Genomic DNA, 1,156 nt, shown 5'->3' with positions numbered 1-1,156 from the left:
TTTACGCTCATGGGCATTAAGTATTGGGGAGTATACCCACCAAGTTATTGAGTTACAGCTCAGTGGACGGCGTCACCCCGAGCACGCTTATCGCGCCTGTTTAGGGGTGTTAAGTTTAGCTAAAATCTATTCAAAAGAGCGGCTTGAGCAAGCGTGCTATCGCGCAATCATAATGAATACGACCACACTTAAATCAATAAAGCAGATGCTGAAGAAAGGGTTGGATCAACAACCGTTACCCACACAGCAAACAGAGCCAGAAAAGCCAATTACACATAGCAACATACGTGGCACAGATTATTACCATTAAGGAATGCAAACATGATAGACACCATTAACCAGCAACTTCAACTACTCAAGTTATCCGGTATAAAGCAAGCACTCAAGCAACAGCTTGAACAGCCCAATCTATATCAAGAACAAAGCTTTATAGAGCGCGTCAGTTTATTGCTCACTCATGAAATTGATACGCGTGAGCAAAGAAAAATCGACCGGCTCGTGCGACACGCTAAATTCCGCTTACCGGCTCAGTTAAATCAACTGATTTACTCGCCGACACGTAATATAGAAAAAGCACAGATACGTAACTTAAGCCAAAATAGCTGGCTAAACTTACATCAAAATATCTTAATCACTGGGGCAACAGGCTGTGGAAAAACATACCTTGCGTGTGCCTTAGGACATGAGCACTGCCTACAAGGAAAAAGTGTTTACTATATTCGATTAAAAGAACTACTCGAAAGCCTGTTTCTAGCACAAGCAGATGGTAGTTACCGGAAATTACTGGCGAAGTTAATAAAGTATGATCTACTGATCTTAGACGACTGGGGGCTTGAACCACTGAGTGCACAGCAACGAGGTGACTTACTCGAATTAATCGATGCGCGGTATGGGTATAAATCACACATAATTATAAGCCAGCTACCACAGGAAAACTGGCATGAAATGATAGGAGAATCAACTCATGCTGACGCCATTTTAGATAGGCTAATTCATGGTTCAATTAAGTTGAACTTAAAAGGAGAATCGATACGAAAACAGTTAAATAAATTGACTGATGTGATCAGTTAAGCTAATTTAAAAACGGCTCTACAAAATGATAAATCAAGTGATCAAAGCTGATGAGAATCGGTGATCAAAGTCATGAGAATACGCA

General features: G+C 40.9%; 1 protein-coding gene and 1 pseudogene. Both read left to right on the top strand.

Features of this window, described 5'->3' with window-relative positions:
- Positions 1 to 310 (top strand): annotated as a pseudogene (locus H5154_RS22755) (IS21 family transposase); the annotation flags it as partial.
- Between the two features lie 11 nt (positions 311 to 321).
- Complete coding sequence (gene istB / locus H5154_RS22750) at positions 322 to 1,071, top strand: IS21-like element helper ATPase IstB (protein WP_182719731.1); 750 nt, start codon at positions 322 to 324, stop codon at positions 1,069 to 1,071.
- The last annotated feature ends 85 nt before the right edge of the window (positions 1,072 to 1,156 follow it).

This window comes from Pseudoalteromonas sp. SR44-5 (assembly GCF_014163675.1).
GTDB lineage: Bacteria > Pseudomonadota > Gammaproteobacteria > Enterobacterales > Alteromonadaceae > Pseudoalteromonas > Pseudoalteromonas rhizosphaerae.
This window is presented reverse-complemented; position numbering and strand designations above follow the sequence as displayed.